This window comes from Aphanizomenon sp. UHCC 0183, assembly GCF_009712065.1.
In the GTDB taxonomy this organism is placed as follows: Bacteria; Cyanobacteriota; Cyanobacteriia; order Cyanobacteriales; family Nostocaceae; genus Dolichospermum; species Dolichospermum heterosporum.
In genome coordinates this window covers 14,775-41,458 of the sequence record NZ_VILC01000060.1, presented here as the reverse complement: position 1 = coordinate 41,458, position 26,684 = coordinate 14,775, and the positions used below count along the sequence as shown (strand labels likewise).

Below are 26,684 nucleotides of genomic sequence, written 5' to 3'. Positions count from 1 at the left end.
AAAATGGTAGAAAATCAGGGTTATAAAAATGCAAAGTGGCGACCAAAATCTGATTATTTTGATGATTTACATACTGACTGTCTATTGGACATTTAATCGCATGATTGAATCTATAGACAATATAGTAAAAGTTGATTTCCAAAACGGTGCTGTTGATGATCAATTAAAAGAACAAAATCTCCAAGACACCGTGGGTATTTCCTTCAAAACAGGTAATTATGGTTTAGATAAAGTAGAAACTGATCTCAAAGAGTTATCAATGAGTATTGAAAATAAATCAGATAGCATTGCTGTATATGTTGATTGGGATAATAGTTCTTTCGTGGTTGAACATACCAAACAGTCCCGGCGAGTGATTCGCAAATCTCCTGACTTAACCCGCGATTTAGCTATACCCCAAGTCCCGACAATCATTGCTCCTAAAAAGACAATTTCTGAAAATGTCACCGCAGAAGATGTATTTCAAAGAGATAAAGAATCAGGAATATATCAACCAGCTTCTCCCTTAATTAATATTGCTGCCATCAAGAAGAATGATAAGAAGTTATACAAAGACTTTATAGATGGCAAAAAAAATTTGGAATTTTCATTACAACTTGTGCTGCGGATTTCCGAAATGAGGGTCGGTATTGCGCCAGGAATAAATGTTCCTCCAGTGTCAATTATTAATTGTCCTTTTACTATTAAAAAACTCCCTTGGACTTACGCGCTACCCTGGAATAAGAAAAAGTGATTTTCAGGTAGTAGTACAGAGTATGCAATCAAATGTAAAATAGAGAAAGAAGAGAGTAGGCGTAGGCAGTTGCAGATTAGTCATTAAGACTGGTTTGAGGAAAGTCCGGGCTTCCGAAAGACCAGACTTGCTGGATAACGTCCAGTGCGAGCGATCGTGAGGATAGTGCCACAGAAAGATACCGCCAGTCAATTTATTGGTTGGTAAGGGTGCAAAGGTGCGGTAAGAGCGCACCAGCAGCGTCGAGAGGCGTTGGCTCGGTAAACCCCAGTTGGAAGCAAGGCCGGAGGAACTACGGTTGGTCTTTTACCAGTTCCGCTTGAAAAGAGCCGCTAGAGGTGTTTGGTAACAAACATCCCAGATAGATAACTGCCCTCGCAAGAGAACAGAACCCGGCTTACTACCGACTCTCTTTGAAAACGGACTTTGGATTTTATTTTCCATAGTTCGTTTTTTCAATTACTACAGAAAATGAGAGAGACTGAAACATTTTAGCTAATGAAATTTTGAATAGAGCTATTTGACAACTTATGACATAATATATAGCTATAGTTATTAATATGGACAATAAAATGAACACAAGTAATATAAAATCTTTTTCAGTGTATGGTCTTTTTGGAACAGATGATATACACATTCCTTTTGATGAAAATATAAAGATACTAGTTGGTGAAAATGGAATTGGTAAGACTCAAGTTTTAAATCTTTTTTATTATACTTTGACAAGAAATTTTTTTAGACTTGATGAATTCAGTTTTGATGAATTGATTTTAGAATTTGATGACAGAAATCCTATTAAAATAGATAAAGCTAGTGTAGATGAATTGACTAAAGGAATTTATGATAATCCAACAGTTAATAAATTTATTAATGAGTATGGTTATTCTGAATTTGAGATGTTAAGAACTCGAGTCAAAGGTAATAGAAAAAAATTAGAAATGGAACTTGAATATAATCCCTATTTTAGAAAATATCCTAAAACTCATATAACTATAAATCATCTATTTCGATTTTTTGAACAAGTCGAAATGAATCAGGAAAATTTATCAAACCAATTTTTTAGAAACTGTAAAGAGGAAATTGAATCCGGTATTGAAGGTAGTGACATTATGTATTTTCCAACATACAGACGTGTTGAGGAAGATTTATATAATTTAGGTTACAATGATGAAATTTTAAATCAAGAAAATACACTGATTCAGTTTGGAATGGATGATGTACAAAAACGTTTCAATCAAATTGAAAGTACAATAGATCAACTTTTAAAAGAAGGATTTTCTAAAATTACTTCAGAAATTCTCAGTCAGTTAGTAAAAGGATTTGCTCAAACAGACAATAGTTTTTTAAATAAAATTAATGAAAATGATATTGAAATTATTTTAGCAAGAGTTGGTAAAGAATTATCTGAAAATGATAAAAATGAAATTAGAAATAGTGTTAAAAATCAATCATTTGAAAATCCATCACTAACTTATATTTTAAAAAAATTAGTAGAAATATATGATAAACAAAAAGAATTAGATGACTCCGTGAAGAAATTTAAAGACGTTTGTAATAAATATTTAATCAATAAAAAGGTATTTTATGATGAAAGTGCCATCAAAATATTTATCAAATCAGATAAAACTGATTCTGAAATTGCCTTGAATAAACTTTCATCTGGAGAAAAACAGATTATTTCCATATTTTCTAAGATTTATCTTTCAGAAGCCGATAAAAAATTTATTGTACTTTTTGATGAACCAGAATTATCGTTATCAATGATATGGCAACAAAAATTACTTCCAGATATTATCAATTCAGGAAAATGTGAATTACTTTTAGCAGTAACTCATTCTCCATTTATTTTTGATAATGAATTAGATAAATATGCTATTGGATTAGATCAATATATTCAACCTTCAGAAATGATTATAGCCTAATGTCATACTTACAAAAACTCAAACAGAGTCGAGATAAACCCCAGGTTGCCTATCAAGAATTTGCCCTGCATACAAGACAAAATAAAGATGGCTTGTTTTGCTTTTTTGAAGGGAAGGATAATGCTTACTATGTTCCACGAATCAAGCGTTTTATAGATAACTATCACCCAATCATGTGCGATGGACGAGATAAAGTATTAGACGTTTACCGACTTATTAATATTCATAGAGAATATGATAAATATAAGAAAGCATTTTTCATTGATAGAGATTTTAATGAACCTTTACCACCTCATAACCCACCAATATTTGAAACATCTTGTTATTCAATTGAAAATTTTTATGTTTCAGTAAATGTTTTCAAAGAAATTATCAAAAATGAATGTCATTTATCAGAGGTTAGTGATCCAGATTTTCAAGTTTGTATGACTCTTTTTAAAGATAGACAAGAAGAATTTCATCAAGCTACAATTTTGCTTAATGCTTGGTATGCTTGTTTGGTAGAAATTAGAAATTCTACAGGGAGAGAAATAGGTGTAAATTTATCTGATAATCTTTCTAAAGATTTTGAAAATTTTATTGATTTAACTTTAGAGTCAGTTTCGGCAAATTATGATTTGGAAGAAATCAAACAAAAGTTTCCAAATGCTCCAGAAATTCCAGCAGATATTTTAAATAATAAAATGGAAGAATTTACTAATTGTGAACATTATAAGGTTTTCCGAGGAAAATATGAAATGTGGTTTGTGTTACTCTTTTTAAGGTTAATTTTAAGAGATTCTTGTAAAAGTAAATTGTTCATTGCAGAAAAATTAAGTTTCACTTTTAATAATGACTATACCAGTCCACATCCTATACTTACCAATGAACAAGCACTTACAGCATTTAATGGCTATGCTGAAACCCCCGAAAGTCTAAATGCTTATCTAATGCAAGTAATAAAACAGGAATAAACGTCAGCTTATCTCTTCTTTTATGTTTTTATTGTATGGTATCATCCGCTAATTCCAGATTCCGCAGCTAGTTGAAGTTATGAAAATGCTGATGTAGTAAGTTTTTGCACAAAAAACAGACTTTTATTTATACCCTATAATTTAATGCTAAGTTAATAGTTATTATCCCTTTGTTCCACACTTACCTAATGTCCAGCGTTTATCCCCGCCGTCAACGGCAGCTTGAAAGTTTAGTCCAAAAGTTAGGTTTGTCACTAAATGCACCTATTAAATGGGAATTGTTAGATTTAGCACTCACTCATCCCACGGTTTCTGATACTGCCAATTATGAACAGCTAGAATTTGTTGGCGATGCAGTGGTACGCCTAGTGGCTGCCGTGGTATTATGGGAACATTATGCTGATTGTTCAGTCGGTGATTTTGCGGCTATTCGTTCGGTCTTGGTGAGCGATCGCATTCTTTCCCAACTAGCAAGAGAATATGGTTTAGAATTATATTTACTAGTAGCCGGTAGCGCCACCGCTGATCATGTTGGTCAAGAATCACGATTAGCAGACTCCTTTGAAGCCGTTCTAGGGGCGCTGTACCTGAGTACCAACAACCTTAACCTGATTCGTCCTTGGTTAGATTCCCATTTCCAACAACTAACCACAGAAATCCGTCTTGACCCTGCTAGACTCAATTATAAAGCAGCCTTACAAGAATGGACTCAAGCACAATTTAAGGTTCTTCCAGAATATCGAGTTTTAGAAATCAGTCAACCCCACCACAATCATGAACGCTTCTTTGCTGAAGTTTGGCTATATGAAAAAATGCTAGGACAAGGTAAAGGGCGTTCTATTAAAGCCGCTGAACAAGCCGCTGCCAAAGTTGCCTATTTAGCAATTAGCACTCCACTAAAGGATGAGTAACAATATACTTAAGAGGGTAATAACTTGCGTTTTTACATTCATATAAGTAGGTGAACACAATAAAACCAATCTGTGTAAAGAAAAGTAAAATCGCCCAAACCCTCTTCACTCTTGCCTCTTGCCTTTTGCCTTGCCATAACGACAATTTTCAACGCCAACCTACTTACACAAAATTCTCCAATTTATACCAAATCTTAGGATTACTATTTTTTGGTGATCATAGTCACTGATGTTTCTTGATTAAAAATTTAAGATTAGGTAGTAAAAATTTATATCTGCCTCATGTTTAGCTCTCAGTGAAGTCCTGTATTATATGGTAAAATGTTCTTAGCAACATTAGACTAACCTATACAAATTAAAAAATAATTCTAAAACCGTGTTTCTACTGTTATTATTTATAATAAAACGTATAAAGAATATACTTATTCCAGGTTGTAGGTAATGAAAAGTGAGAAACAGAATTGATATTAACTCAGACAAAACAGTTCCCCAAGAACATTCGACGAAACTAATTGGCCGAAAATTAGACTATGCTCACCATTATCATGACTGTTACCATGAAGAACAGTTAATCTATCAACACTTAGTAAACCTAGTGCGAAAAGAATCTCCCAACCAAATATTGGACAGATTCCGGGCATTATTTATTGAAAGAGCGAATTATCCTGAACCAGAAATTATCTCAATTTTAGACAAAATTACCGCATCTAAGAACGCATCTGAAGAATTTCAGTTTTTCCTGAATCGGTGTTGCCATATTCTCATCAACTACTGGCACATGAACCCCCTGATACATAGTGCAATTGCTGATTTGATAAGTTTATTTAATGCTATACCTCCTACTTATAAAATTAACAATTTACGCTGCCGCGAAATCACTCGTTTACGGGAATTAATCAAACAGTTTGTCAGCAGCGAACAGTATTTAATTTTACAGAGATTTACTCAAGTAGTAAATGAGACTCATCCTGTAACTAAGAGGCAAGATAATCAGCCACTGATGACCTTAATTCGTCGTTATCCTTATCTGTATGAACATTGTTTAATGAACGACAACTCTACTATTGAACAAAAAGAAACTGTTAGACATTTTCAATCACAGGTACAAAAAAAATTTGAAATTGATTTATCACAATATGTAACTTATAAAGTGCGGCGAATTCAGATGTTGAAAAACACCTCAACTGCCGAAGCCGATAGAATCTTGCGCCCTATAGATAATCCTACATTGTTAACTGACAGTGAGTTATACATCACATTAAAACATTTTATTGGTAAAGTTGAACATGGGAATACATATCATGAATCTGCCCAACAGTTCATAAAATATGGCGGACAAGCGAAAAATTTTCGTAATTTTAAAGATGATTTATATGAATATTTGATATCTTCTGTGGACAAGCAATACGGAAAAAAACAATTCAACCAAAAACTATATAAATATTTACAAGATATTTTACCTCAAGCCAATGAGCAAAAAATTAATGATTTGTTATTGGTAAGAACTTGCAGTAATTTATTAAACTTTTTAGTTGTTAATAATCAATCATCACCACAGCACTTTGTTTTCTTAGATTTAATTAGTAATCAAGGAACAGTCCCAACAATGGGCTTATTATTAAAAATTGTCCTCATTTGTGGAAAAGTTAAACCATACTTAGAAAGAAAATTTGCAATTTTGTTTAATCACTATGAATCTTCCACCACTGATACTGTTGGCTGGTTAGTCGGAACTTTGGAACAATTGAATATTGCTTTTAGTATTAATTTTGGTGGGATTGACTTATCATTCTTTAAGAGATTTTGTTAAAAATAAATCTCTTGAAAAGTTGAGAGATAAGTAGGTTGGCGGTGAAAATTGTCGTTATGGCAAGGCAAAAGGCAAGAGGCAAGAGGCAAGAGGCAAGAGTGAAGAGGGTTTAGGCGATTTTACATTTCTTTACACAGTTTGGTTTTATTGTGTTCACCTACTTAGTACAATATAGCGGTTCTCGGTTGAGTGAGATACAAGAACCCCACCCCCAACCCCCTCCCCGCAAGCGAGGAGGGGGCTAGGATGTATCTGATTCAATTGCATACCGCTATAGCATGAATTTAAGCTTTTGTATACATTAAAAAAGACAGAGATTTTCTCTGTCCTCAAAATATGATGCTTAGAGTTCTAATGGCAAAATTTAGTAGCGATCGCGTCCACCACCACCATATCCACCACGTCCACCACCACCACCACGATCTTCTTTGGGTTTAGCTTTGTTAACTTTTAACCCACGTCCCATCCATTCAGCACCGTCAAGTGCTCCAATTGCGGCTGTTTCTTCAGCCTCTGTTCCCATTTCTACAAAGGCAAAACCTCTTTTCCGACCAGTTTCCCGGTCAGTGGGTAGTTGGACTCTCTTCACGGTTCCATATTCTGCGAAAACCCCAGTTAGGTCATTTTCCGTAACGTCATAGGATAAATTACCAACGTAAATTGACATTGAATGACTCCGAAAATTAAAAAGTTGACTTGTTCCTTAACTACAATATCAGCACTCAGATAAAATCCGCCATAGGACTTAAAAAAGACACAATATGTGTCTGTTTTGATAGAATTACGGTTTATTGTAGGTGTTAAAACTTAGTAACGGTTCCGTCCACCACCACCACCACGATCTTCTCTGGGTTTAGCTTTATTAACTTTCAAGCTGCGTCCCATCCATTCAGAACCATCAAGCGCTTCAATTGCGGCTTGTTCTTCTTCATCTGAACTCATTTCTACAAAGCCAAAACCCCTGACACGTCCGGTTTCTCGGTCAATAGGTAGTTGAGCTTTCTTTACAGTTCCATATTCTGCAAAAACCTGCTTGAGGTCTTCTTCTCCGACTTGATAGGACAAATTACCGACGTAAATTGACATTGAATAGCTCCAGAAATTAAAAAATGGGCATTTACAGTATGAATAAAAGAAATGCCTCAACCATATAATACCAGTAATTAAGGTTTATTTTCTAATTGGGTATGGAAATGGAAATTTATTTCATAAAAGCAGGATACAGATGCCGGATTGCTCGAATAAGTCCGGTATCTTCAGAAGATGTGGGAGAAGGGTGAGATTTTTTGACACTCTCAGGGCTAAAGCCACTGAGCTTTACGCTTACCGCTAACTTTTGTAATTGGCATCGCATAAGATTTTGGTAGTTTTAAATCAGCAAATTCACAGATAGAACTAAAGGCACAAAAACGGCAATGGTTTCCGGGGTTTGGGGGAAATATTTGACTGAAGTTGCTATTTTTAGCCTCATATTGTTGCAAATCTTCTTGATGTTGATGGGCAATATTTGCTAACTCAGATTCTAAAGATTTAAACTCACTATTACTAATAGTAATTAATTCCGATTTTTTGCCAGCTTCCAAATTATAAAAAGATGCAACTGCGGGTTTGCCAGGATAAAGATAACGAGCTGCAAGTAAATAAACTAATGCTTGTCTGTGGTCAAAAGCCGATCTACCTGTTTTAAAATCTAAAATATGTAAGGTGCTATCAGACTCAATAAATATACAATCCATAGCGGCATATAACCGAAAGCAATAATCTTGTTTTTCAATCACAATCGGTTTGGGAAAACCTTCATCACCGGAAGTTAATTCCAGAATCCGCTTACCTAATAATAAAGGGGCATTTTGATATTTTCTTAAAATTTGTAATACCCGATATTTAACTGTTTCATGGGTTTGACTCAATCTCAATAACCTCGCCACTTTTTCCACACCATCAACCTGGGTTAACCAGTGAAGATGACGATGAAACTCATACACACCTTTTTGGGCAAGAATGCCAATGCGCTGGGGTGGGGTAGCCGTTGCCAATAATGCTTTGACTTGGGGTTCATGCTGTCGCGCTTTGATAAATCCTCTTCTCATTTGGCAATGCCAATGTTCCTGTCCCCGGCTGGGGGCAAATAAAGACCAAAGGTGGTAACTAACAAAGGGTCTATCGGGGGTTGACATTGCTCATGTAGAGTGAGAGAAATTACCTTGGGGATACTTGCGGCTTAGTGGCTGTTCCACAGCTTTGCTGGATGTTTCCTAATAGTAAATAGCAATAATAATGCACGGGAGAGAGTGGCAATATGAGTAACCCTAGCAATTCCGGTAAGATAAAGTTTGGTACTGATGGATGGCGCGGAATTATTGCCGATGATTTTACTTTTCCTAATGTACGGAAAGTAACGAGAGCGATCGCTAGTTATCTGGAAACTGCCTATAGTCAGGATAGGCCTGTTTTAATTGCCTACGATACACGGTTTTTAGCTGACGAGTTCGCCCAGGCATCTGCCGCAGTTTTGGCGGATTTGGGCTGGAATGTGAAAATTACTGATCGGGATTGTCCCACTCCAGTAATTGCCTACAATGCGCGTCTTCTCAATTCCGCAGGGGCTTTGATGTTTACTGCTAGTCATAATCCTGCACCCTATTGTGGGATTAAATATATTCCCGATTATGCAGGTCCTGCAACTCCAGAAATTACTGATACTATTGTCGCCAACATAGAAACGGCATCGGACGAGTTACCTGGCAGTAACCCATCTGGGACAATTTCTACTTTTGATCCGAAGCCCGATTATCTAAATTTTATCTACACCTTATTGGATGTGGAAAAAATTAAAAGTGCGAATTTAAAGGTCAAATATGATGCCCTTTATTCTACCTCACGGGGATATTTAGATGAAGTCTTGCAACACTGTGGTTGTCAATTAGAAAGTTTCCACGATTGGCGAGATGTGCTTTTTGGTGGTGGTATGCCTGAACCCAAAGGGGAACAGTTAGTTGAGTTGGTGGCAGCCGTGAGGGCTGATCATGCGGATTTGGGTTTGGCTACCGATGGTGATAGCGATCGCTTTGGTATTGTTGATGAACAAGGTAACGTTCTCACTCCCAATACAGTGCTGTTAGTTCTAGCACGGCATTTGATTAAAAACAAGGGTAAGAGCGGTGCAATTGTTAGGACTGTGGCAACTACGCATTTATTAGATAATTTTGCTGCTAAGTATGGCTTGCAAATTTATGAAACTGCGGTAGGTTTTAAATACATTGGTGAGAAAATGCGGGAAACCGCCGTTTTGATCGGTGGAGAAGAATCCGGTGGTTTAAGTATCATTGGCCATATTCCCGAAAAAGATGGGGTTTTAGCAGATATGCTAGTAGCTGAGGCGATCGCTTATGAAGGTAAGCCTTTAAGTCAGTTGGTACAGGAAGCGATCGCTGAAGCTGATGGTCCTTTGTATAACAATCGCTTGGATTTACACCTCACGGAAGATCACAAGGTTGCCGTGATTGATTCCTATACCCAAAATCCGCCTTCAGAAGTGGCAGGAATTGCGGTGAAAGAGGTGGGAAGGAAAGATGGTATTAAACTGTATTTAGAAGAGGGTAGCTGGGTGTTGCTGCGTCCTTCTGGAACAGAACCTTTGGTGAGAGTGTATATGGAAACTAACTCACCAGAAAAACTGAGTCAGATTGCTAAATTCATGGAAGCTGAAATTGCTAAGTTAGCTTAGTTTATAGCAGGGAGCAGGAGTCATCGAGTCAGAAAGAAGAAAAAGAGGAAGTTGGGTAACTGTAATTTTTATTCCCTGTCCCCTGTCCCCTGTCCCCTGTCCCCTGTCCCCTGTTATTACAGTGAGGAATACCTCACCTATTTTAGGGGCATACACACCAGAAAATAATTTGCAACTTCTGTTAACAATCTGTTATATTTATTTACATAAGGTTACAAAAAGTAAAAAACGAGGTTCTCGAATGGCTATTTTAATTTCTCTATTGGTTGTTGCTTGGGTAGCAGTTTCCGTTATCGGTTCTCTAGCTTATTTCATGGGTGAACAAAGCAAGCCCATTCACGAACGCAATTGGGCTTCTGACAAATTTGCAGCTTTGGCTAAATCTATTACTGGCGTAGATATAGACTATACCCAACGCACACCAGCCTATGCTATTGATGCTTACAACAGCCGCAACTTACCCAGATAGTATTTAATGGCAATTTGACAAGATGTGTATAAAAATAACCCCCAGTCACAATGCTGGGGGTTTTGCTTTTCTAGATATAGATCCCCGACTTTTTGAAAAAGTCGGGGATCTGGGAACTACTTAAAATGCTGGCCGATAAACGCGATAGTTAATATTGGGGAAAATATTATCCATTGATTCGACTTTTTCCAACCAACCACTATCAACCTTACCAACTTTCACATCTTCATACAGCTTATTAAAACGCATTAAATGCGATCGCGTTCTTCTGACTGCATAGGGAACCATTGTTCCTGTCCGCATAATAAACGCCCAGTCAGAAGATTGTGCTAATAACAACTCTCTTGCAGCTTGATTGAGTGCTTTTTCCTGTAACTCATCTTCAGCCTCAATTTGAGAAATTTCAATCATCCGTTCCGCAGCTTTGTGCAAATGTGGATAAACCCAAGCATTAGTATCATTCAACCAATATTCATGGAAACCCTTAAAGCCCCAACTCGACTGAGCAGGACGACATACCTGCTGATTGGGATTAGCTCGTAAATAATCGGCTAAATGGGTCATTTCATAGGTTTTCTGGTCATACCATGACTTACGGAACAGATAATCAATAAACCAAGGACCCTCATACCACCAATGACCAAATAACTCCGCATCATAGGGAGAAACAATAATTGGCGGCCGACCCATCATATTGTGTAAATGCCCAGTTTGCTGCTCACGATTATACATAAAGTTAGCAGCGTGTTCTGCCGCTTTTTCCTTTGCCCAGTAAGGATCATAAAGAGCTTTATCGGAAAGACCTAAGCCCCGTCCGGTAATTTTATGATACTTAATGCCAGTATTTTTTCGCTGACCATTAGGCATTATATAGGGCTTAATATATTCATATTCCGCTTCCCAACCCAAATCTTTATAAAATTCCCGATATTCTGCCGCACCGGGATAACCCACCTCAGAAGACCATACTTGTTGGGAAGATTCATGATCTCGACCAAAAGCCGCTACACCCGGTTCTGTAAAAATTGGGGCATAACTACCGAAGCGAGGACGAGGACGAGCGTATAAAATCCCATGACCATCAGTGAGGAAATAACGTAAACCAGCATCCGCCAGCATTCGCTCCACACCTTCATAATAGGCGCATTCTGGCAACCAAATGCCTCTGGGCGCTTGTCCAAAAGTTTCTTCGTAATGTTCACAAGCTACCTGAATTTGCGCCCACACAGCTTGGGGATACATTTTCATTAATGGTAAGTAGCCATGAGTAGCACCACAGGTAATAATTTCTAAGTTATTACTATCTTGGAACTGTTTAAATGCTGTAACTAAATCACCCTGATAACGTTCCCATAACTCCCGCGCTTGATTAAATTCAGTTGCATAATGTTCTGCTAAATATCGAACATGACCATTATGAATATTACGCTCAGATTCTAACTCTATAAGCTCTTCTAGTTGTGATAAGTGAGCATCATAGCGTTCTTGCAGTAAAGGATCACGAAGCATAGAAATCAAAGGCGGAGTCATACTCATGGTGAGTTTGAAATCAACGCCGTCTCGCTTTAAGCCTTCAAATACTTTTAATAAAGGAATGTAAGTTTCAGTAATCGCTTCATACAGCCATTCTTCTTCTAGCACATAATCACTTCCTGGGTGACGAACGAAGGGCAGATGTGCATGAAGTACAAGCGCGACGTAGCCTATAGCCATAATATTTTTTATGTGTGGTATTTGGAGGTTACAGACAAAAAAGTCTGTGTGGGGAAATTAAGAATATTTTAAGACTATATGGGTCATTGGTCATGAATCCTCGGCTAATACTTAATAGAAAAATATTTTGGTCTAGCACCGCTTCGCGGAAGTTCAACGGGCGCTTAGAAACCGCGTCTACACTTACTTGTGAAATTTGGCGTTGCTGATTAAGGGTATGAATTTTAGTCTCACGCAAAGGCGCAAAGACGCACTGAGGTTTGAGTTTTAAAGGTTCAATTTGGGAATTTCATACCTCAATTCAGCAACGCCTGAAATTTCTTAGTCCGTTTTAACGGACTTGAGCTATGAGACAGGGAATTCATTCCCTGGCGTATTTGCAAGCTTCCCATATTTGTCTGTTCATGATCAATACAGCACTTCCCGGTGTTATGAGGTACATATTCTTCAAGAAGTCGGGGATCTGAAATTTATCTAGTATCAATCCTCACTTTCTCGATATAACTCCTGTAAGTCCTGTAACTGGGTTTTTCGAGCAATTCGGCGGTATTTTTTACTTTCTAGTTTTGGTTCGTACTGACTTTGACCTTTACCTTTAGATATTAATTTTAGACTTGATTCCGGGTCGGCTTGTTGGTTAGTCTGGTTTTGATGGGCTAAAGCATCTTCTAAAAATTCTAGATAATGCTGATATCGTTCCCAGTCACCACTAACAGCACAGTCTGGCTCATCTTTGTGTATACAATCACTAAAGCGACAATGGGCAACAGCTAGGCGTTCTCTGGCCTCTGGGAAATAGTGGATTAACTCTTCAGGACTACAATCTAAATCAGGTTGATTAAAACCAGGAGTATCTGCTAATAACCCACCTGTAGGCATTTCAAATAATTCTACATGACGGGTGGTATGGCGACCACGGGCTAATTTACCAGAAACTTCCCCCACGCGCAGGTTGATATCGGGAATCAAACTATTAATCAAGCTGGATTTTCCCACACCAGAAGGACCAGCAATCACAGTAATTTTATCCTGCAAATATGTGGCTATTTGGTCAATATTAATGCTATTTTGAACGCTAATAAATAAAGGTTGATAACCCCAAGCCAGTAAGCGATCGCTAATTTGCTGTTTTTCTTCTAAAGAGACTAAATCACATTTATTCAAACATAACAGCACATCAACGCCTGTAGACTCAGCCTTAATTAAAAATCTACTCAATTGAATAGGTTCTAAAGGCGGGTCAGCCACCGCAAAAACTAGGAGAATTTGATTGACATTAGCGATCGCGGGGCGATTTAATTGGCTATGACGCGGTAAAACCTCACCCACAGCCCCTCGTCCCCCCGCCCAATCTGGTTCTTCCACAATTACGCGATCGCCCACCATCACCTGCTGACCAATCTTTTTTAAGCGCGTTCTTCTTGTACAGAGGAGGATAGGGGAAGAAGGTGACAGGTGACAGGGAACAGGTGACAGCGAAGAAGGGGAAGAAGAACTTTGTATTATTTCTGAACTCCTGAACTCCTGAACTCCTGACTGGTCACTGAGCGAAGCCGAAGTGCTGACTCCTTCTACTTCATCCATCTGTACTCGATAAAAATTCGCCTGTACAGCTAACACCGTACCCAATAACTGTTTAGTAGAAATATTTTCCCCTGTCATGCCACAGTAACCGGACGACGGATAACCAGGGAAAAATAGCCAGTACAATCCGTAATTTGTTCCACTTGATAACCAGCCATTGTTAGACTATCAGGAACTTGTTCTATCGGTTCACCCGGATCTAACCAGACTTCCAACAAATCGCCAGGAGGCATCTTTTCCAGAAATAATTTTGTCCGCACAAAATTAATCGGGCAAGGAGTACCACGTAAATCGAGTTGAGCATCAGGGGTGAATACAGAAGACCCAATCATGACTTAAACAAGCCTCCTAAGAATCCTTCTAAACCACCCTTACCAGTTCTGTCTCCCCTAATTTTAGCCAACTTCTCCAGTAGTTCTCGTTCCTCTGGGATGATCTTAGTGGGGATATCAATTAACACCGTCAACATATGATCACCACGACTCACAGGATTACCCAGACGGGGAACACCACGATTTTCCAATTTCATGATTGTATTCGGTTGAGTTCCAGAGGGAATAATTAACTCCACAGGTCCATCTACCGTATTTACCTCCAATCGGCAACCTAAAATCGCTTGTAAGTAGCTAATTTTAATTTCTGAGTTAACATTAATGCCCTCACGATGAAATTCTTCATCTTCATTGACAAACAAGTAAACGTATAAATCACCTGGAGGACCATTCCGTTGACCCGCATCTCCCTCTTGGGAAATCCGTAGTCTTGTGCCATTGTCCACACCGGCGGGAACATTAATTTTCAGTTTCTTTGTAACCTGATTTGCGCCCTTACCATCACAAGCATTACACTTATCTTCCACCACTGTTCCTGTGCCATCACAAGTGGGACAAGTTGATACTTGAGTAAAGCTACCAAAAGGAGTTCTTGTTACCCGTCTAACTTGACCTGAACCGCTACAGGTGCTACAAGTCCGGGGGCGAGTTCCTGATTTAGCGCCAGAACCAGTACAAACTTCACAGGTTTCTAAATGGGAAATCCGAATTTCCTTTTCTCCACCAAATACCGCTTCCCGAAAATCTAATTTCAGGTCTAAGCGCAGATCATCGCCCCGTACTGGTCCACTCCGCCGTCTTTGTTGGGGTTGTCCACCTGGAGCAAAGCCGCTGAAAATGCTCTCAAAGATATCGGCAAAACCACCCATGTCACCCATATCCTGGAAACCAGGACCAGCCGCAGCCGCGCCAGAAACACCTGCTTCACCAAAGCGGTCATAACGGGCGCGAACTTCTGGTTCAGACAGGACTTCGTAGGCGCGGTTAATTTCCTTAAATCGTTCCTCTGCCCCAGATTCTTTATTTACATCTGGGTGATACTTTCGGGCTAGGCGGCGATAAGCCTGTTTAATCTCTTCTTTCTCGGCGTCACGAGAGACACCCAGGGTTTCATAATAGTCTCGGGCCATATAGCAAGGTTAAAATTTAGAAGGAAGCAGAATTACAGAAAATACTAGCTAATAGGTTCAAGGTAACACTTTAACAAGAATACAGACATTTAGAGTAAGCCACAAAATAAATGATCCTGTTTTGTCATGCTGAGTGTAGCGAAGCGAAACGAAGCATCTCAAGAGATTCTTCACTACACTTCGTTTCGTAATGCCTCTGGCACGCTGCGCGAACAGAATGACATTGAGCATTTCTTTTTGTGGAGTTCTCTTAAGAGTGCAAATAGCGTGGATTAGCGTTAGTCATGCTCTTTTTTAATTTTTGTTAATAATTATTATTTTCTTGGCATTAGTGTCCACAATAATGATTATAGGGTATGTTTACAGTGGTTGCTTAAGCGTCTGGAAAAGAGTAAATCTATCCTCATTTTTCCTAGACCTGGGATTTTTCCGCTGTTCGTAAAGACAAATTACATTAAATCATTCCTGCTATATTATTGTGCTATTGAAGTGTGGAAAACCCACCTATTGATTATAGGTACTAGCCGTACTATTAAATGTGGAAAACCCAACCTATACTTTTGGCTATGTATATGGTATGCCTGTGTTAAGCAGATATTTGGCATGGTAAATTTCTATTACGCTGTGGCGTAAGTGAATGAACCATTCTAAATCCTCCAAAAGCCTATACTGTCTTCATTTTGACTTTTGACTTTTGACTTTTGACTTCCGCCTTGCGGTACTAGTCTATGGTCTCATAATCAGCTTGTGAGTTATTTTCTTCATCTAAATCAACGTTGAATTGTGGTATTTGTGTGTTGGGTAAGGAAGAATGATATTCTTCTGTGAGATTGATTTGCGTGACATCTTCTGATTTAGAATGTTCCTCACTAGCCTGGTTGTAAACATCTGTACCAATAGCAAAGATAGTTTGTTGGAAATCCTCTAAAAGTGTTTTAAACTTCCCTGGGGACAGGTTGGAATTGTTCATTGCGGCTTGTAGTTGTTCAACTTTCTGATTAGCCACAGCCATCAATTGCTCACTGACCAAATCTGGATTATCCCGTAATGTTGAATTATAGGTGAACAAAAGATTATTAGCTTGGTTTTTGAGTGCTACCAGTTCTTTACGTCTTTGATCTTCCTCGGCGAATAATTCAGCTTGTTTCCGCATTTGCTCAATTTCATTGTTGCTTAAACCGCCTGTACTTGTAATGCGGATGCTCTGTCCTCTACCTGTACCTTTATCTTGCGCCGCAACTTTGAGGATGCCATTCACATCAATTTCAAAAGCGACTTCAATTTGGGGAACGCCGCGAGGAGCAGGGGGAATGCCACTGAGGAGAAATTTGCCCAGACTTTTGTTATCTTTAGCCATAGCGCGTTCTCCTTGGAGGACATGAACTTCTACGGAGTTTTGACCATCAACGGCTGTAGAAAATATTTGAGCTTTGCTGGTGGGTATGGTGGTATTTCGGTCAATAATTTTGGTGAATACTTCTCCTAGTGTTTCAATCCCTAAAGATAAAGGTGTGACATCTAAAAGTAACAGGGTGTCTAATTCCCCTGCCAAAACCCCAGCTTGGATAGCTGCACCCAAGGCTACAGCTTCATCAGGGTTGACGGAATGATCTGGGGTTTTACCATTGAAAAATTTACTCAGGGCGTTTTGAACGGCAGGAATGCGGGTAGAACCCCCGACTAGAATAATCCTATCTATATTCTGTGGTTTGACTTCTGCATCTTTGAGAGCTTGCATCATGGGGGCGATGGTTCCCTCGATTAAACTCCCTGTGAGTTCTTCAAATTGGGACCGGCTGAGTTCCATTTCCAGATGTTTGGGTCCGCTGGCATCAGCCGTGATAAATGGCAGGTTAATGGAGGTAACAACCAGGCTGGATAGTTCGACTTTGGCTTTTTCCGCGGCTTCTCGCAGGCGTTGGAGTGCCATTTTGTCTTGGGTAATGTCTATCTTCTCTTCTGCCAGGAATCGCTCCACCATCCAGCAGACAATGGCATTATCAAAGTCGTCTCCGCCGAGATGATTATTACCACAGGTGGCTTTAACTTCAAAAACTCCATCTCCTAGTTGGAGGATAGATACGTCAAATGTGCCTCCGCCTAAGTCAAATACTAGGATTAATTGTTCTTGATCTTGTTTGTTTAAACCGAAGGCTAGGGCGGCGGCGGTGGGTTCGTTGATAATTCTTAATACTTCTAGCCCAGCAATAGTACCTGCATCTTTTGTGGCTTGTCTTTGAGCATCTGTAAAATATGCTGGTACGGTAATTATGGCTTTTGTTACTTCGTCCCCCAGGAAATTTTCCGCGTCTTGCTTGAGTTTTTTCAAGACCATAGCGGATATTTCTTGGGGTGTGTAGTTTTGGGCGCGAATTTGGACATCAACGGTATTATCCCTGCCTTTGATACAATTATAAGGGACACGACCGCGCTCTAATTCTGTGTCTTCCCAGCGACGACCGATAAATCTCTTTATACTGTAGACTGTGTTTTCGGCATTGGTTACAGCTTGTCGCTTGGCTAGTTGTCCGACTAGGCGATCGTTAGCTTTACTAAAGGCTACGATACTAGGGGTAGTACGTCCACCTTCGGAGTTGGCAATTACTTTTGGTTGCCCAGCTTCCAAAACAGCGACACAACTATTTGTAGTCCCTAAGTCAATCCCAATAACTTTTCCCATACTTGAATTATTTTTAGTAAGATGCTCTACCGTAATTACTCACAAGTGGTTGTGTCTTAGCTACAGGCAATGAATTTATGCAACCTTTATTTAAAACACATTATAAGCGATCGCTTACACAGATGCTACCGATTTAAAAAATTACTATTAGATTGGCATTCATGGTTGATGCTCCTAGTTGGATGCTATGGGCGTAAGGCTGTAAAACTTTAAGTAAGTATTCACAGCCTTATACTGTTTAAGCTAACCGTTATCTTGATTGGACAAATCTTCTGAGTCCACAGATATATCTTCTCTGGGCGCAGCTACTTTTACCATCGCATGGCGGAGTACACGATCGCCAAAATAATAGCCCCGAACTAACTCTTCTAAAATAGTTCCTTCTGGATGTTCGTCGGTTGGTTCTCGCATCACAGCTTCATGCAAATTCGGGTCAAATTCTTGACCTTCAGGGCGCATGGGTGCTACACCTAAACGTTTGAGACAATCCACCAATTGTTTATAAACCCCTTGATAGCTCTTATGAATTGTCATTTCACCATCGCCTTGGGGTTTGAGGTGCGCTCGCGCTCGTTCAAAATTATCAACGACAGGTAGCAATTCCGTAATTGTGTTGCGCTTTACCTGTAGGTCAATTTCTTCTTTTTCTTTGGCAGTTCGTTTGCGGTAATTCTCAAAATCTGCGGCAATTCGCATATATTGAGTGCTACGGTCTTCTAATTGAGCTTTGAGAGTTTCAATTTGCTGAGATAAATCTGCTAAGACAGCGATATCTACTTCAATGGGATTGGCTGTAGCACTACCATTTTCTTCAGTGAGTATATTATCTCCCTGTTCATTTATTTGGTTTACTACTTGCTCATTAGCTTCGCTGCTAGAGTCTTGGGGGTTAATTTCGGACGGGGAGTCACTTTTCATAAGAATATGTGGTAAGTGGAAAACTCAGTCACTGAAGTGCTGAGAAGAATGGTTTGCGGTAGACTTAGGCGTTTTCGGTAACTTTAGCAACTACTTGCTATATCTTTAGTTGATTTGCCCAATTCCTGGTTTATCGAACAGAATTCAGGAGTCACCGAGTCAGAATCCATTCTGAATTCTGTGCGAGTGGCGGATGAATAACCGGGTTTAAGATCCCCACCACATCTAGGATTTGGTGGTCTTCAATCGTTTGTGGGTCTGAACCCCCGACTGATTGATTCTGACTCCTGAATTCTGACTCCTGAATTCTTCTTTAAATAGTTTACCTGTTTATTTTCGTTTACTATTATCTACCCATCCTAGATGCTTTTAACAGCAGAAATTTAACAGGCTATCAGCATTCGGCCTTCAGCATTCAGCGAGTGAGATAATTATGGGTTCAATCCCGTGTTTAGTAACACAATAGAGGTTATATTAGTTACTAATATTTCAGTAGGACGTGATATTACTGTTATTTTATGGTGATAAATTGTCAATATAAAAATTTTTACATCAAAAGGTTGTTGGCTAGAATTTAATACAGTATCAATGAGAAGTATGTACCACCGTCAGGGAATACTTAAAGAAGAGATTCCCCTACCCTAACCCATTTGCTTATGACTTACTCATCACCACAAGGGCGCAGTACGGCGATAACGATCAGAACTGAGTTTTCGCCTTTTGCTAATAAACTAGTAGCATCTGGATATATCAATAATGAACAAATGAGACAGGCTTTAGCTATGAGCCGCAAGTCTGGCAAGCTGCTGACAGAAGTATTAGAGTCAGTTACTAACCGAAAATTAGCTCCTGAACAGGTAACAGCATACAAAAAACAACATTTATTTGAACTTAAAATTTTATACGGTATTGAGTCGCTTGATACTGAAATCAACGAAATTGATACAACAAATGTGGGGATGCTGATTCAAGAACTCATTCCTGTGGAGCTATGTCGTCGCCATTATCTAGTGCCATTGTCAAGACATGATGACCAACCGTCACCTTATATTTTGATGGCGATGGTTGACCCAGATAATTTAGAGGCTTCTGATGATCTTAACCGAATTTTGCGTCCTAAAGGTTTGTCTTTTCAGCGGCGGGTAATTACGCAGGAAGATTACTTGGGCATTATTAATCAATACTTAAATGAGCAAGCTGCCCGCCAAAAGACCTTAGATCAACAAAAAAATTATGATGTTAAGGGGGATTTAGACAATTTAGAAAATCTGGAAATAGAGGAAAGTAGTGATGATGATGTTGATTTAGATAAGGCGATGAAGGGTGCTGATGATGCACCTATTATTAAACTTGTGAATCGGATTTTGTTGAAGGCTTTAAGTGAGGGTGTTTCGGATATTCACATTGAACCCCAGGAAGAATATTTACGGATTCGTTTCCGTAAGGATGGGGTATTACGTGAGGCATTTGAAAATATGCCGAAAAAAATTATCCCGGCAGTAACAGCCAGATTTAAAATTATTTCTAACTTGGACATTGCGGAGAGACGTTTACCTCAAGATGGACGTATCCGCCGGATATTTGCGGGGAGAAAGGTGGATTTTCGGGTAAATACTCTACCTAGTCGTTATGGAGAAAAGGTTGTTCTCCGGATTTTAGATAACTCCTCTACTCAATTGGGTTTAGATAAGTTAATTACTGACCCAGAAACCTTAAAAATTGTTCAGGATATGGTTAGTAAGCCCTTTGGGTTGATTTTGGTGACAGGACCAACTGGTTCGGGTAAAACGACTTCGTTGTATTCGGCACTGTCAGAAAAGAATGATCCGGGGATTAATATTAGTACGGTAGAAGATCCGATTGAGTACAGTTTACCGGGGATTACTCAAGTACAGGTAATTCGGGAAAAGGGGTTGGATTTCTCGACGGCTTTGCGGGCTTTCTTGCGTCAAGATCCAGATGTGTTACTGGTGGGGGAAACACGAGATAAGGAAACTGCAAAAACGGCGATTGAGGCGGCATTAACCGGTCACTTGGTATTAACTACTTTACACACTAATGATGCGCCGGGAGCGATCGCTCGCTTAGGAGAAATGGGTATTGAACCGTTCATGGTTTCCAGTTCTCTCATTGGTGTTTTAGCACAACGTCTAGTTCGTCGTGTCTGTTCTGAATGTCGGATTGCCTATAGTCCCACCATTGAAGAACTCGCTCGCTATGGTTTATCAGCTTCCCAAGAGGCTCAGGTGACTTTCTATAAAGCCAATATTATCCCACCAGAAGAAATAGTCAGCCGTAAAAATCTTTGTCCAAAATGTAATGGCATTGGCTACAAGGGGCGTTGTGGTGTTTATGAAGTGATGCGGATTACTGAAGAATTACAAACCCTTATTAACAAGGAAGCACCTACAGAAAGGATCAAAGAAGTGGCTGTTGAAGAGGGTATGAAAACCTTACTGGCATACAGTTTAGACCTAGTTCGCCAAGGTGCAACTACCCTAGAAGAGGTAGAACGGGTAACATTTACAGACACAGGTTTAGAAGCTGAATTAAAGGCTAAACGCAAAAGTGGTCTGACTTGTCGGACTTGTACAGGGGAATTACAACCAGAATGGTTAGATTGTCCTTACTGTATGACACCTCGATTTACAGATTAACCACACATTTTGAATCGAGAGTTTGCAGTTTTTTATTGTTAATTAATGGGAGTGGAACAAGACTATGGAAATGATGATTGAAGACTTGATGGAGCAACTAATTAATATGGGTGGCTCAGACTTACACCTATCTGCTGGTTTGCCTCCCTATTTTCGGATTAGTGGACATCTAACACCTATTGGTGAACATATCTTAACTGCTGATGAGTGTCAAAGGTTAATTTTTAGTATGCTCAATAACACTCAGCGCAAAACCTTAGAGCAAACCTGGGAATTAGATTGTTCTTATGGTGTAAAAGGATTAGCTCGGTTTCGGGTGAATGTCTACAAAGAGCGGGGTGCTTTTGCTGCTTGTTTACGAGCATTAAGTTCTAAAATTCCTAACTTTGAAAAATTAGGTTTGCCCGATATAGTTCGGGAAATGACGGAAAAACCTAGAGGATTAATTCTCGTTACAGGTCCAACTGGTTCTGGTAAAACTACTACCTTAGCGGCAATGATTGACCTAATTAATCGGACTAGGGCAGAACACATTTTAACGGTTGAAGATCCTGTAGAATTTGTTTATGAACCTATCAAAAGTCTAGTTCACCAACGCCAATTAGGGGAAGATACGAAGAGTTTTGCTAATGCTTTGAAAGCAGCTTTACGGGAAGATCCAGATATTATTCTCGTAGGAGAAATGCGGGATTTAGAAACAATTGCTTTGGCAATTTCCGCCGCAGAAACAGGTCACTTGGTATTTGGTACATTACATACAAGCTCTGCTGCACAAACCGTTGACCGGATTATTGACGTTTTCCCCTCAGAAAGACAAACTCAGGTGCGGGTGCAGTTATCTAACTCCTTAGTTGCAGTTTTTAGTCAAACTTTAGTACCTAAGAAAAATCCCAAAGCTAATGAATATGGTCGAGTTATGGCTCAAGAAATCATGGTGATTACTCCCGCTATTTCTAACTTGATTCGGGAAGGAAAAACAGCACAGATTTATTCAGCTATTCAGACTGGTGGTAAATTGGGAATGCAAACTCTAGAAAAGGTTTTGGCTGATTTATACAAAGCTGGAACTATTTCTTTTGAAGCGGCAATCTCTAAAACCTCTAAACCAGATGAAGTACAGCGTCTAATTGGTGCAACAGCCCCAGCAGGAGCTAAATTGCGTTAACAGGTAATCGGCAGGGAGCAGGGAGCAGGGAGCAGGGGGAAATGTTTACCAATTACCAATTACCGATTACCAATTACCGATTACCGATTACCGATTACCAATTCTAAAATTTTAAATTAATATTATGCCTACCTACGTTGCTCGTATTCGTGATTCTCAAGGAAAATCCAGAACTGAAAAATTTACCGCTGATTCCTTGACTGATGCTCGGACTAATCTTAGAAATCAAGGTTTTGTTGTTCAAGAGTTAAAAGAATCTCAAAGCTTGGCTTCTCGGTTTGATATCCAGAAAATTCAGAATTCCTTTGTTAAGGTTTCTGTAAAAGATAAAGCGGTTTTTTCTCGTCAATTTGCTGCTTTGGTAAATGCAGGTGTAGCCATAGTTAGAGGCTTGGGTGTACTCTCTGAACAGTGTGGTAACCCTAAACTTAAAGCGGCTTTAATTGAAATTAGTGCTGATGTTCAAACTGGAGTTAACCTCTCAGATTCCATGCGTAAACATCCTGATTGTTTTGATGGTTTGTATGTGAGTATGGTACAAGCTGGAGAAATTGGGGGTGTGCTAGATGAGGTTTTAAATCGTTTAGCTAAACTATTAGAAGATATGGCGCGGTTGCAGAACCAAATTAAATCGGCTATGTCTTATCCAGTGGTAGTAGGGTTTTTGGCAACTGCTATTTTTGTAGGGATGACAGTCTTTCTAATTCCCATTTTTGCCGCCATTTTCAAAGATATAGGTATAGAATTACCACCACTTACGCAATTTTTGATGGACTGTAGTTCAATATTGCGAAGTTACTGGTCTTTAGTGATTATTGGGATTTTGTTTGCATTATCGTTTGCCTATAAGCAGTATTACAAAACCCCTCTTGGTAGGTTAAATATTGATGGTATTGCTCTGAAATTACCTTTGTTTGGTGATTTAATTCAAAAATCTTCCATTGCCCGTTTTAGTCGGACTTTTGGTTCATTAACTCGTTCTGGAGTACCAATTTTAACCTGTTTAGAAATTGTGCGAGATACATCTGGAAACCAAGTTATTGCTAACGCTATTGATGCTGCTCGTGAAGAAGTTCAACAGGGGGGGATGATTAGTGTGGCTTTGCTCAAAGAATCGGTTTTTCCTGGTATGGCAATTCAGATGATGAGTATCGGTGAAGAAACCGGTCAATTAGATGGAATGTTGATGAAAGTTGCTGATTTCTATGAAGACGAAGTAGAACAGGCAGTTAAATCACTTACCAGCGTTTTAGAACCCGTGATGATTGTGGTATTGGGGGGAATGGTAGGGACAATTTTGTTGGCTATGTACCTGCCGATGTTCAAAGTATTTGAAAAGATGGGTTAAGGAAGGATTGAAAGATGAAGAATGAAGAGTAAATAAACAAGTTTAATCTTTTATTCTTCATACTTTATATTTTTATATTTTAGGAAGATATGACTTTACAAAAATCTGTTTATGAAACCAGTTTAGCTGAGTATAGCAATCATTTATCAGCGATCGCTCTCCTTAAACAACATCGTCCCTATTTGGAGATGATTCCTAGTCTCCGTCGTCCTGGGGAAAGTGTTATTACTATCACTTTACCCATTATCCGTATCCGTGATCTAGAAACTAAAACCTCACAAACCACCAGTTTACCCTGTGATATCGCTATAATCATGTGTGACCCGGAATGGAAAATTAAAACCAGTGTAGAGATTTTGGTTTTTATTCATCGTCCCCATGAGGACTTTTCTGATTTATTGGGAAGATGGAGACAAAGCCAAGTTTACTTAGATAAAGAATATGAATGGATTATGCACCCTCGTCACAGTCATATTTTGAGTGAAGGTACTAATACCATTTATCCTCTGTTTGTAGTTTTTAATCAAACATCAGAACGGATTCAAAGAGGTTTGGTAGGTGCAGATTTACCTTTTGTGAAGCAAATACCGATAACCTTGGAAGAGCAAGAATATCAAGTATCTTATCAAGAAAATGCCGAAAACCCGTGAAGATGTGTCCGATTTTAGCTACCTTTTTTGACAATGTGTGATTAATCTGGACTAATTATTGTATCCTGAATAATCGGGCATTACTATAGAAAAACTTAGTAAATTCAGTGAGCAGTTATCTCAATATGGGTCAAATCACCCAGTTTTATTATACAGCACAACACAAACCAAACCAATTGATTTATGGTAGCGGTCAAACCGCAGTGATTACAGGATGGATGGTGAAACAAGCTCTCGCTAAACATCTACAATCAAATGAATATGCTGTAATCGGACAGTTATACTCACCTACTAGAGGTATCAACTTACTAATTCGCAACTTATTGCTAAATCCTCATGTGCGGTATTTAGTTATTCTCAACGCTACCAAAGAAGATAAAAATGCCGGTGGTTGTCAATGTTTAAGTGATTTCTTCCGTCATGGTGTGGCAGAAAGTATTAGCGACGCTGGGCGAAAATCTTGGGTAATTTGTTCTTCTATTCCTGGTTACATTGATATTGATATTGATATCAATGCCTTGGAAAAATTACGCCATTCCGTAGAAATTCAAGACGCTACATCAATTGCTGATGCTGTCGAAAAAATTCAATATTACGCCCAAAAAGAAACCGTTGCACCTTGGGGAATACCTATAGAATTTCCTATGACTACAGTTGAACCAACTGTTTTACCAGGAACACGCTATGGACACAGGATTGAAGGTAAAACAATTGCTGAAACTTGGGTGAAAATCATTCATAGAATTAAAACCACTGGTACAATTAGACCCACTGGTTATGATGGTAAATGGCAAGAATTGATAGATTTAATGGCAGTTGTCACCGAAGAACCGGAAGATTTCTATTTTCCCGAACCCAATTATTTACCCATAGATAGAAGTTTTCTAGAAGAATATATTTCGCAAATTTTAGATGATGCACCCAATCGAGAAGGAGTAAAATATACTTATGGGCAACGTTTACGTTCTTGGTTTGGACGTGATCAAATTGAACAAGTCATTGAAAAATTAGCCAATGATATTGATTCTGCGAGGGCTGTAATGTCCTTATGGGATGCTAGTCAAGATGATAATGACAATCCCCCTTGTCTAAATCATATTTGGGTGAGAATAGTTGATAATGAACTATCTTTAACTGCAACTTTTCGCAGTAATGATATGTTTTCAGCTTGGCCAGCAAATGCGATGGGATTAAGGGCTTTACAAAAGTATATTTATAATTCTTTAATTAAAAAAACTGATCATGTTTTGAAAATGGGGACATTAATTACTGTTAGTCAAAGCGCCCATATTTATGATGACTGCTTTGAAAATGTCGCCAATGTCATTTCATCTCAATATCTTAAAATATCTCAACAAAAAGACTATTTTGATCCTGCTGGTAGTTTTATTATTACTATTCAGAATCATCAAATTATTGTTGAACATACAACCCCTGGTTCTGGAGAAGTAGTTAATTGTTATTCTGGTAAATCTGCACATAAACTTTCCCAGCAAATATTCACAGATTGTCCGGGTTTACAAGTTTCCCATGCCATGTATTTAGGAGTGGAATTGCAAAAAGCGGAAATGGCTTTGTTAATGAAAGAACAGTTTATTTATGAACAGGATAAACCAGTAAAATTGCAGCTACATCAATACAGTCACCCCTAAGATACAAAGTTGGGTTGACGCTAGTACAAAACGGCGTAAATAAACCAACCATTCTAAATCCTCCAAAGGCCTATACTGTCTTCATTTTGACTTTTGACTTTTGACTTTTGACTTCCGCCTTGCGGTACTAGTGTGTTAATTTTGATAAGTAACCCAGGGATTTATCATCGGCTTAACTAAACTTAATATTATTAGGCGATCGCCTATCTAGTAGTCTGTCAACCAGAAAATGACGGGTGAAGGCAAGCAGGGGAGGGAAGAACAGAAGTTTTTCCCGATCATTACCCGTCAAAATAAATTTGACGAACTACTAGTAGTCTGTCAAGAGCT

At 38.9% G+C, this 26,684-nt stretch carries 21 protein-coding genes and 1 other RNA gene; 13 read left to right on the top strand and 9 right to left on the bottom strand.

The genetic code is table 11. The features are described 5' to 3' along the window. Positions 1-28 precede the first annotated feature (28 nt). From FJR37_RS18075 to FJR37_RS18050, 6 genes are all read left to right on the top strand, one after another. Positions 29-733 (top strand): hypothetical protein, encoded by a 705-nt coding sequence (locus FJR37_RS18075; RefSeq protein ID WP_053539880.1) that lies wholly within the window; start codon positions 29-31, stop codon positions 731-733. Between the two features lie 51 nt (positions 734-784). Next, positions 785-1,149, top strand: an RNA gene (gene rnpB / locus FJR37_RS18070) — RNase P RNA component class A. Between the two features lie 156 nt (positions 1,150-1,305). Further along, positions 1,306-2,655, top strand: a complete 1,350-nt coding sequence (locus tag FJR37_RS18065) for an AAA family ATPase (RefSeq protein WP_254434603.1) — start codon at positions 1,306-1,308, stop codon at positions 2,653-2,655. Beyond that, complete coding sequence (locus FJR37_RS18060; protein WP_168466717.1) at positions 2,655-3,608, top strand: DUF4435 domain-containing protein; 954 nt, start codon at positions 2,655-2,657, stop codon at positions 3,606-3,608. Before FJR37_RS18065 ends, FJR37_RS18060 begins: the two co-directional genes overlap by 1 nt. A gap of 188 nt (positions 3,609-3,796) precedes the next feature. Continuing rightward, positions 3,797-4,519, top strand: a complete 723-nt coding sequence (rnc, locus tag FJR37_RS18055) for a ribonuclease III (RefSeq protein WP_039202915.1) — start codon at positions 3,797-3,799, stop codon at positions 4,517-4,519. Between the two features lie 448 nt (positions 4,520-4,967). Continuing rightward, the gene (locus FJR37_RS18050; RefSeq protein ID WP_371416136.1) at positions 4,968-6,329 is read left to right on the top strand and encodes a hypothetical protein; all 1,362 of its coding nucleotides are present in this window, start codon (positions 4,968-4,970) and stop codon (positions 6,327-6,329) included. Between the two features lie 364 nt (positions 6,330-6,693). Here the strand turns inward: FJR37_RS18050 and FJR37_RS18045 are convergent, their stop codons facing one another. The 3 genes from FJR37_RS18045 to FJR37_RS18035 form a co-directional block, all read right to left on the bottom strand. Next, entirely contained in the window at positions 6,694-6,996 is a 303-nt protein-coding gene (locus FJR37_RS18045) for an RNA-binding protein (protein ID WP_039202910.1), read from the bottom strand. A gap of 140 nt (positions 6,997-7,136) precedes the next feature. Then, complete coding sequence (locus tag FJR37_RS18040; RefSeq protein WP_168466716.1) at positions 7,137-7,415, bottom strand: RNA-binding protein; 279 nt, start codon at positions 7,413-7,415, stop codon at positions 7,137-7,139. Between the two features lie 215 nt (positions 7,416-7,630). Further along, positions 7,631-8,506, bottom strand: coding sequence for a PD-(D/E)XK nuclease family protein (locus FJR37_RS18035; RefSeq protein WP_039202908.1), 876 nt, complete (start codon positions 8,504-8,506; stop codon positions 7,631-7,633). 122 nt (positions 8,507-8,628) lie between these two features. Here FJR37_RS18035 and FJR37_RS18030 point away from each other — a divergent pair, with 122 nt between their 5' ends. After that, positions 8,629-10,056, top strand: coding sequence for a phosphoglucomutase/phosphomannomutase family protein (locus FJR37_RS18030; RefSeq protein ID WP_168466715.1), 1,428 nt, complete (start codon positions 8,629-8,631; stop codon positions 10,054-10,056). A gap of 241 nt (positions 10,057-10,297) precedes the next feature. Beyond that, entirely contained in the window at positions 10,298-10,525 is a 228-nt protein-coding gene (locus tag FJR37_RS18025) for a photosystem II protein, Psb35-related (protein WP_015081014.1), read from the top strand. 120 nt (positions 10,526-10,645) lie between these two features. Here FJR37_RS18025 and FJR37_RS18020 read toward each other — a convergent pair whose 3' ends face one another. The 6 genes from FJR37_RS18020 to grpE form a co-directional block, all read right to left on the bottom strand. After that, positions 10,646-12,238, bottom strand: coding sequence for a glycoside hydrolase family 57 protein (locus FJR37_RS18020; RefSeq protein WP_039202904.1), 1,593 nt, complete (start codon positions 12,236-12,238; stop codon positions 10,646-10,648). 480 nt (positions 12,239-12,718) lie between these two features. Then, positions 12,719-13,900, bottom strand: coding sequence for a small ribosomal subunit biogenesis GTPase RsgA (gene rsgA / locus FJR37_RS18015; protein ID WP_168466714.1), 1,182 nt, complete (start codon positions 13,898-13,900; stop codon positions 12,719-12,721). Continuing rightward, positions 13,897-14,154 (bottom strand): sulfurtransferase TusA family protein, encoded by a 258-nt coding sequence (locus tag FJR37_RS18010; RefSeq protein ID WP_027401832.1) that lies wholly within the window; start codon positions 14,152-14,154, stop codon positions 13,897-13,899. Before FJR37_RS18010 ends, rsgA begins: the two co-directional genes overlap by 4 nt. Beyond that, a complete protein-coding gene (dnaJ, locus tag FJR37_RS18005; RefSeq protein ID WP_168466713.1) occupies positions 14,151-15,284 on the bottom strand; it encodes a molecular chaperone DnaJ in 1,134 nt (377 codons plus the stop codon). The genes FJR37_RS18010 and dnaJ overlap by 4 nt, the downstream gene beginning before the upstream one ends. Before the next feature lie 721 nt (positions 15,285-16,005). Beyond that, positions 16,006-17,964, bottom strand: a complete 1,959-nt coding sequence (gene dnaK / locus FJR37_RS18000; protein WP_168466712.1) for a molecular chaperone DnaK — start codon at positions 17,962-17,964, stop codon at positions 16,006-16,008. 243 nt (positions 17,965-18,207) lie between these two features. Beyond that, on the bottom strand, positions 18,208-18,882 hold the full coding sequence (grpE, locus tag FJR37_RS17995) for a nucleotide exchange factor GrpE (RefSeq protein ID WP_168466711.1): 675 nt from the start codon (positions 18,880-18,882) through the stop codon (positions 18,208-18,210). 656 nt (positions 18,883-19,538) lie between these two features. Here grpE and FJR37_RS17990 point away from each other — a divergent pair. The 5 genes from FJR37_RS17990 (at position 19,539) to FJR37_RS17970 (ending at position 26,354) form a co-directional block, all read left to right on the top strand. Further along, on the top strand, positions 19,539-21,539 hold the full coding sequence (locus FJR37_RS17990) for a GspE/PulE family protein (protein ID WP_168466710.1): 2,001 nt from the start codon (positions 19,539-19,541) through the stop codon (positions 21,537-21,539). A gap of 64 nt (positions 21,540-21,603) precedes the next feature. Further along, complete coding sequence (locus FJR37_RS17985) at positions 21,604-22,704, top strand: type IV pilus twitching motility protein PilT (RefSeq protein ID WP_027401136.1); 1,101 nt, start codon at positions 21,604-21,606, stop codon at positions 22,702-22,704. Positions 22,705-22,828: 124 nt separating this feature from the next. Continuing rightward, positions 22,829-24,052 carry a type II secretion system F family protein gene (locus tag FJR37_RS17980; protein ID WP_039203041.1) on the top strand — a complete coding sequence of 408 codons (1,224 nt, stop codon included), beginning with the start codon at positions 22,829-22,831 and terminating at the stop codon, positions 24,050-24,052. An 89-nt stretch (positions 24,053-24,141) separates the two neighbouring features. Beyond that, positions 24,142-24,702: a hypothetical protein gene (locus FJR37_RS17975; RefSeq protein ID WP_039203040.1), complete on the top strand. Its 561-nt coding sequence runs from the start codon at positions 24,142-24,144 to the stop codon at positions 24,700-24,702. A 125-nt stretch (positions 24,703-24,827) separates the two neighbouring features. After that, positions 24,828-26,354, top strand: a complete 1,527-nt coding sequence (locus tag FJR37_RS17970) for a thymidylate synthase (RefSeq protein WP_168466709.1) — start codon at positions 24,828-24,830, stop codon at positions 26,352-26,354. Positions 26,355-26,684 lie beyond the last annotated feature (330 nt).

Excerpts from the sequence above, each read along its gene's own strand:
- dnaJ (WP_168466713.1), bottom strand. The coding sequence starts at position 15,284 with ATGGCCCGAGACTATTATGAAACCCTGGGTGTCTCTCGTGACGCCGAG.
- FJR37_RS18045 (WP_039202910.1), bottom strand. The coding sequence starts at position 6,996 with ATGTCAATTTACGTTGGTAATTTATCCTATGACGTTACGGAAAATGAC.
- FJR37_RS18030 (WP_168466715.1), top strand. The coding sequence starts at position 8,629 with ATGAGTAACCCTAGCAATTCCGGTAAGATAAAGTTTGGTACTGATGGA.
- FJR37_RS17970 (WP_168466709.1), top strand. The coding sequence starts at position 24,828 with ATGGGTCAAATCACCCAGTTTTATTATACAGCACAACACAAACCAAAC.
- rnc (WP_039202915.1), top strand. The coding sequence starts at position 3,797 with ATGTCCAGCGTTTATCCCCGCCGTCAACGGCAGCTTGAAAGTTTAGTC.
- dnaK (WP_168466712.1), bottom strand. The coding sequence starts at position 17,964 with ATGGGAAAAGTTATTGGGATTGACTTAGGGACTACAAATAGTTGTGTC.
- FJR37_RS18035 (WP_039202908.1), bottom strand. The coding sequence starts at position 8,506 with ATGTCAACCCCCGATAGACCCTTTGTTAGTTACCACCTTTGGTCTTTA.
- FJR37_RS17980 (WP_039203041.1), top strand. The coding sequence starts at position 22,829 with ATGCCTACCTACGTTGCTCGTATTCGTGATTCTCAAGGAAAATCCAGA.
- FJR37_RS18040 (WP_168466716.1), bottom strand. The coding sequence starts at position 7,415 with ATGTCAATTTACGTCGGTAATTTGTCCTATCAAGTCGGAGAAGAAGAC.
- grpE (WP_168466711.1), bottom strand. The coding sequence starts at position 18,882 with ATGAAAAGTGACTCCCCGTCCGAAATTAACCCCCAAGACTCTAGCAGC.
- FJR37_RS18075 (WP_053539880.1), top strand. The coding sequence starts at position 29 with ATGCAAAGTGGCGACCAAAATCTGATTATTTTGATGATTTACATACTG.
- rsgA (WP_168466714.1), bottom strand. The coding sequence starts at position 13,900 with ATGACAGGGGAAAATATTTCTACTAAACAGTTATTGGGTACGGTGTTA.
- FJR37_RS18060 (WP_168466717.1), top strand. The coding sequence starts at position 2,655 with ATGTCATACTTACAAAAACTCAAACAGAGTCGAGATAAACCCCAGGTT.
- FJR37_RS18010 (WP_027401832.1), bottom strand. The coding sequence starts at position 14,154 with ATGATTGGGTCTTCTGTATTCACCCCTGATGCTCAACTCGATTTACGT.
- FJR37_RS18020 (WP_039202904.1), bottom strand. The coding sequence starts at position 12,238 with ATGGCTATAGGCTACGTCGCGCTTGTACTTCATGCACATCTGCCCTTC.
- FJR37_RS18025 (WP_015081014.1), top strand. The coding sequence starts at position 10,298 with ATGGCTATTTTAATTTCTCTATTGGTTGTTGCTTGGGTAGCAGTTTCC.
- FJR37_RS17990 (WP_168466710.1), top strand. The coding sequence starts at position 19,539 with ATGACTTACTCATCACCACAAGGGCGCAGTACGGCGATAACGATCAGA.
- FJR37_RS17985 (WP_027401136.1), top strand. The coding sequence starts at position 21,604 with ATGGAAATGATGATTGAAGACTTGATGGAGCAACTAATTAATATGGGT.
- FJR37_RS17975 (WP_039203040.1), top strand. The coding sequence starts at position 24,142 with ATGACTTTACAAAAATCTGTTTATGAAACCAGTTTAGCTGAGTATAGC.
- FJR37_RS18065 (WP_254434603.1), top strand. The coding sequence starts at position 1,306 with ATGAACACAAGTAATATAAAATCTTTTTCAGTGTATGGTCTTTTTGGA.